A 4184-nucleotide genomic window follows, 5' to 3' on the forward strand; every position below is an offset into this window, starting at 1 on the left:
ATAGTATATTTGGTATGTAAATCATCTTAAACTATTTCTACTCAGAAACACATGAAAAAGAATCTATTCTTTGCAGCAGCCTTTATGCTTGTAGCTGGCAGTGCCATGGCGCAAGGCAACGTGAGTACAGTAGACCAGTCTGGTGTCAACCAAATGGCCACTGTAACTCAAGCAGGCGCTTCGAACGCTTCAGAAGTATATCAGGAAAACAGAAAGAATATGGCTACGGTAGTGCAATCCGGTGGTTCAAACTCATCCTCTGTACTGCAAATTTCAGGTTCTTATGGCAACGAAGCTTATGCAGAGCAAGTAGGAGAGGGCAACTCTTCTGATCAGCAGCAGGGAGGCAGTGCAGTAGGCAACTATGCAGAAGTTATTCAAGAAGGTGCTGGTAATAGTGCTTTGCAAAGCCAGGTTGCTAGTAGCAACAATAACACAGCTTTGATTCATCAGTTTGGCGAAGGCAACGATGCCACACAGTATCAGGAAGTTGCTTCTCAATCTAACTTCGCGCATATCGACCAGGCCGGTTCTGGCAACATAGCCCTGCAGGATCAGTCATTTGTAAGTGGTGCCAATGTTGCCTATATCAATCAGGAAGGTACGATGAACGAAGCGACCCAGGAGCAGACAAACGTTTCCCTGGCCAACTCGGCTCAGATTTTCCAAAATGGCTATTGGAACTACGGCAACCAGTATCAAAACAACATTTCAGCGCTTAATTCTGCTTTGATTGTGCAAACAGGTGGTGTAAATGAAGCTTACCAGTATCAGGAAGACCTAAGTGGTTTCAACACCGCTACCGTTACGCAGTCTGGAGACTTTAACTACGCGTCTCAGGACCAGAGCATGCTTAGCGGCTTAAACTCTGCCTCTATCAGCCAGCAGGGTGATGGTAACAACGGCTACCAGTTTCAGTCAGAAGGTGCAGATCTTACCGCAACCTTAATGCAGAACGGCGACGATAACTTCTCTGACCAATACCAGAGCGGCACCAGCCACGTGTCTACCGTGATGCAAAACGGTAACAGCAACACATCTATTGTGACACAATCCAATAACTAACTTTCTTAAAGCTAAAGTCCTTAACGTACCTTAATCATAGGTGCGTTAAGGTTCTTTCGCTTGTATCATACTCTTTTGTGATTCATTTCAGTTTCACTTATAAACCCTGTATATAATGAGGAAATCTTACATTTTTGCGGCTGCCTTTACGTTGGTAGCAGGATCGGCTTTTGCCCAAGGTAACACAAGTCTAGTTGAGCAAACTGGCATAGGCAACAGTGCTACTGTAAGCCAGTATGGTGCAGCTAACGAATCTGAAGTATTACAGGCAGGGACTGCGAATACTGCTGAAGCTACGCAGTATGGCTCTGACAATATTGCCTATCAAACCCAGGCAGCCGGTGAAGACGGGACTTCTCAGGGTAATTCAGCTGTGATAGAACAAGGAGCAGCAGGTGCTGGTGCAACCAACAATTACGCAGAGCAAAGCCAGCAAAGCTACAGTATAGACAACATGGCCTATGTGTCGCAGGCAGGTTCAGGAAACGCTTCTTTCCAGAGCCAGGATCAAGTATCACTTGATAACGTAGCCGGTATTACACAGAGCGGTAACGGTAACGATGCACAGCAATACCAGAGCAATCTCAGTTTATCAAACATAGCCCTTATTTCACAATCAGGAAATGGTAATGTGGCTGGGCAGGAGCAAACTGATTATAGTGCCGGTAACCTGGCAGCAATAGAGCAGGAAGGCAACAATAACGAAGCCTCGCAGCAGCAGTATATTGATGCTTATGATAACGTAGCCGAAATTTCTCAGAGCGGAAATGGTAACTATGCTTTCCAGGAACAAGGGCTAGGTGCTGATAATGTTATCTCCTCTACGCAAGATGGCAATAAAAACTATTCTGAGCAGTACCAGCAGTATGGCGACTTTAACAGAGCTACTGTTTCTCAGTTTGGCGACTCAAATTATGCTGGTCAGTTACAGTCTGGCAGCAGCCATATCTCAACCATCACTCAAACAGGAAATAATAACTCGGCAGTAACACTGCAATACGATAACTAATACATAGCACTTGCTGCCTTAGCTTCTGACATTAAGCGCAAAAGCTAAGGCAGCAAGTTTTGTATCAAACTTACCACAACGCCTCTGCTTCTTTCGCCTACCCGCCTCAGGTTCATTATTTTCCCTTACCTGATTATTTAGCTATCAAATTGATTTCTCAGTTTCCTAAATATCCAACTCTAAAGCTTACTAATTATGAAAAAGAACGTTTTTTTTGCAGTTGCCTTCACGTTTGTAGCAGGCGCAGCTTTTGCTCAAGGTAATACAAGCAGTGTGTTACAGCACGGTATGAATCAGTCGGCTATGGTAAGTCAGACTGGCGCAACTAACTCTTCTCAAGTAAACCAGGGTGGCACTGTGTCGCCGATGAGTAAAAACAACCTAGCTGAAGTTGATCAGTCAGGTTCAGGCAACTCCTCTGTTATCAAGCAAGATAACCGTAACAACCAGGCTTTTGCAACTCAAATTGGTGAGGGTAACCGCTCTTCACAAATGCAGTTAAACAGATCTAATGATAACATTGCCACTGTATACCAGCATGGTGATGGTAACTCTGCCGATCAGTATCAGGCAGACAATTCGAGCAACAACGAGGCTACCATTGAGCAAGGTTTAAATGGTGCTTCTGCCGATAATAACCGTGCTATACAGTACCAGCGCAACTTTAGCGGCCAAAACTATGCTTACATACAGCAGACTGGCGATAACAACTTTGCTGAGCAATATCAGAATGATGTTTCTGCTTTGAATGAGGCTTATATTTATCAGAGTGGAGATGGCAACTATGCTGATCAGACCCAAAGTCTGGTAAGTGCTGGTAACTATGCTGTAGCAACGCAATCTGGCCATGATAACTCTTCTGTACAGAGACAGGAGTATGTAAGTGCCCTAAATACTGCATCTGTTGTACAGTCAGGCGATAACAACGATGCACACCAACGTCAGATCTGGGTTTCAGCAGCAAATACTGTTGTAGCTGTTCAATCTGGCGATAACAACAGATCAGATCAGTTTCAGCAGGATGTAAGTGGCCTGAATTACGCCGGTGTAATGCAGAGCGGTAACGGAAACTATGCTTCTCAACAACAAGTTGAGTTGAGCGGTTTATTAAATCAAGCTATCATCAGCCAATCAGGAGATAACAACACTGCGTATCAGGATCAGTCTATGGGCGGTGCTAACTATGCTGAACTTAACCAGAGCGGCAGCGACAACTACTCTTTACAGAATCAGGAAGGCTTCTACAACTGGTCTGTTACAAATCAGTCAGGCGGTATAGGTAACAGCTCAACTGTATACCAGTCCGGCTCTAATCAAATGAGTACTGTAAATCAGCATGGCTCAAATAACACAGCCGTCGTAGTACAAGGTAATTAATGACAGTAATAATCTAAGGCGGGCTTGTCCCGCTTTAGATTATTTTATATATTTCTACCAGTAAATTTACAGCTATGAAAAAATTGCTATTACTACCTGCTCTTATCTGTGTTGCCTTTACTGCCGCCTTTGCCCAGGAGACAGAATCAGGCGATTTATTAATGCAGCAGGTAGAGAAGAATCAGTACATCAGGCAGCAAATATCAGCTAGTAACAACCAAAGTAGTGCTGCTATAATTCAGCAGAGTACAAATGTGGTCTACCTCATGCAGTCCGGAAATGCAAATGCTATAAGCGTTAAGCAGAATGGCGAAGGGAATGTGCTTGACCTGGTGCAGAAAGGACAAGGCAACTCTTATGAGGGGAATTTCAGCGGAAGCAACAATATCAGCACTGTTTCTCAGCAGGGGAAAGAAAACCGGTTAATTCAGGACATCAGTGCAAATGGCCAGCTTTACATCATCTCCCAAAAAGGCGCAAACAACGAACTGATTCAAATTGAAAATGGCACGAACACTTTGCCTTATCAAATAACCCAGCAAGGAGAGGGGATGCGTGTGATTGTGGAAAATGGTGGAATTGGGACCGGTCAATAACGCCTTGCTTGACTAAAACCTTTAGAGAATTTGTAGAAAAACATTAGAATTTAACCTGTTCAGAAAATATATTTGTATATAGGTATATATTTTATTTAATTTAGTATTAAATCACTGCACCTTGGTTGAATAAGGTG

Annotated in this window: 4 protein-coding genes; all 4 read left to right on the plus strand. The window is 43.7% G+C overall.

Annotation, left to right across the window (positions count from 1 at the left end):
- The first annotated feature begins 51 nt into the window (after positions 1–51).
- The 4 genes from ACFQ2O_RS20305 (at position 52) to ACFQ2O_RS20320 (ending at position 4047) form a co-directional block, all read left to right on the plus strand.
- A complete protein-coding gene (locus tag ACFQ2O_RS20305; protein WP_377532392.1) occupies positions 52–1065 on the plus strand; it encodes a hypothetical protein in 1014 nt (337 codons plus the stop codon).
- A gap of 115 nt (positions 1066–1180) precedes the next feature.
- The gene (locus ACFQ2O_RS20310) at positions 1181–2074 is read left to right on the plus strand and encodes a hypothetical protein (protein WP_377532394.1); all 894 of its coding nucleotides are present in this window, start codon (positions 1181–1183) and stop codon (positions 2072–2074) included.
- Between the two features lie 195 nt (positions 2075–2269).
- Positions 2270–3451, plus strand: a complete 1182-nt coding sequence (locus tag ACFQ2O_RS20315; protein ID WP_377532397.1) for a hypothetical protein — start codon at positions 2270–2272, stop codon at positions 3449–3451.
- Positions 3452–3525: 74 nt separating this feature from the next.
- Positions 3526–4047, plus strand: coding sequence for a hypothetical protein (locus ACFQ2O_RS20320; RefSeq protein WP_377532399.1), 522 nt, complete (start codon positions 3526–3528; stop codon positions 4045–4047).
- Positions 4048–4184 lie beyond the last annotated feature (137 nt).

Origin of the sequence: Pontibacter rugosus (assembly GCF_042678745.1) — a bacterium.
Taxonomy (GTDB): Bacteria; Bacteroidota; Bacteroidia; order Cytophagales; family Hymenobacteraceae; genus Pontibacter; species Pontibacter rugosus.

Coding starts and splice junctions, on each gene's coding strand:
- ACFQ2O_RS20315 (WP_377532397.1), top strand. CDS start 2,270: ATGAAAAAGAACGTTTTTTTTGCAGTTGCCTTCACGTTTGTAGCAGGC.
- ACFQ2O_RS20320 (WP_377532399.1), top strand. CDS start 3,526: ATGAAAAAATTGCTATTACTACCTGCTCTTATCTGTGTTGCCTTTACT.
- ACFQ2O_RS20310 (WP_377532394.1), top strand. CDS start 1,181: ATGAGGAAATCTTACATTTTTGCGGCTGCCTTTACGTTGGTAGCAGGA.
- ACFQ2O_RS20305 (WP_377532392.1), top strand. CDS start 52: ATGAAAAAGAATCTATTCTTTGCAGCAGCCTTTATGCTTGTAGCTGGC.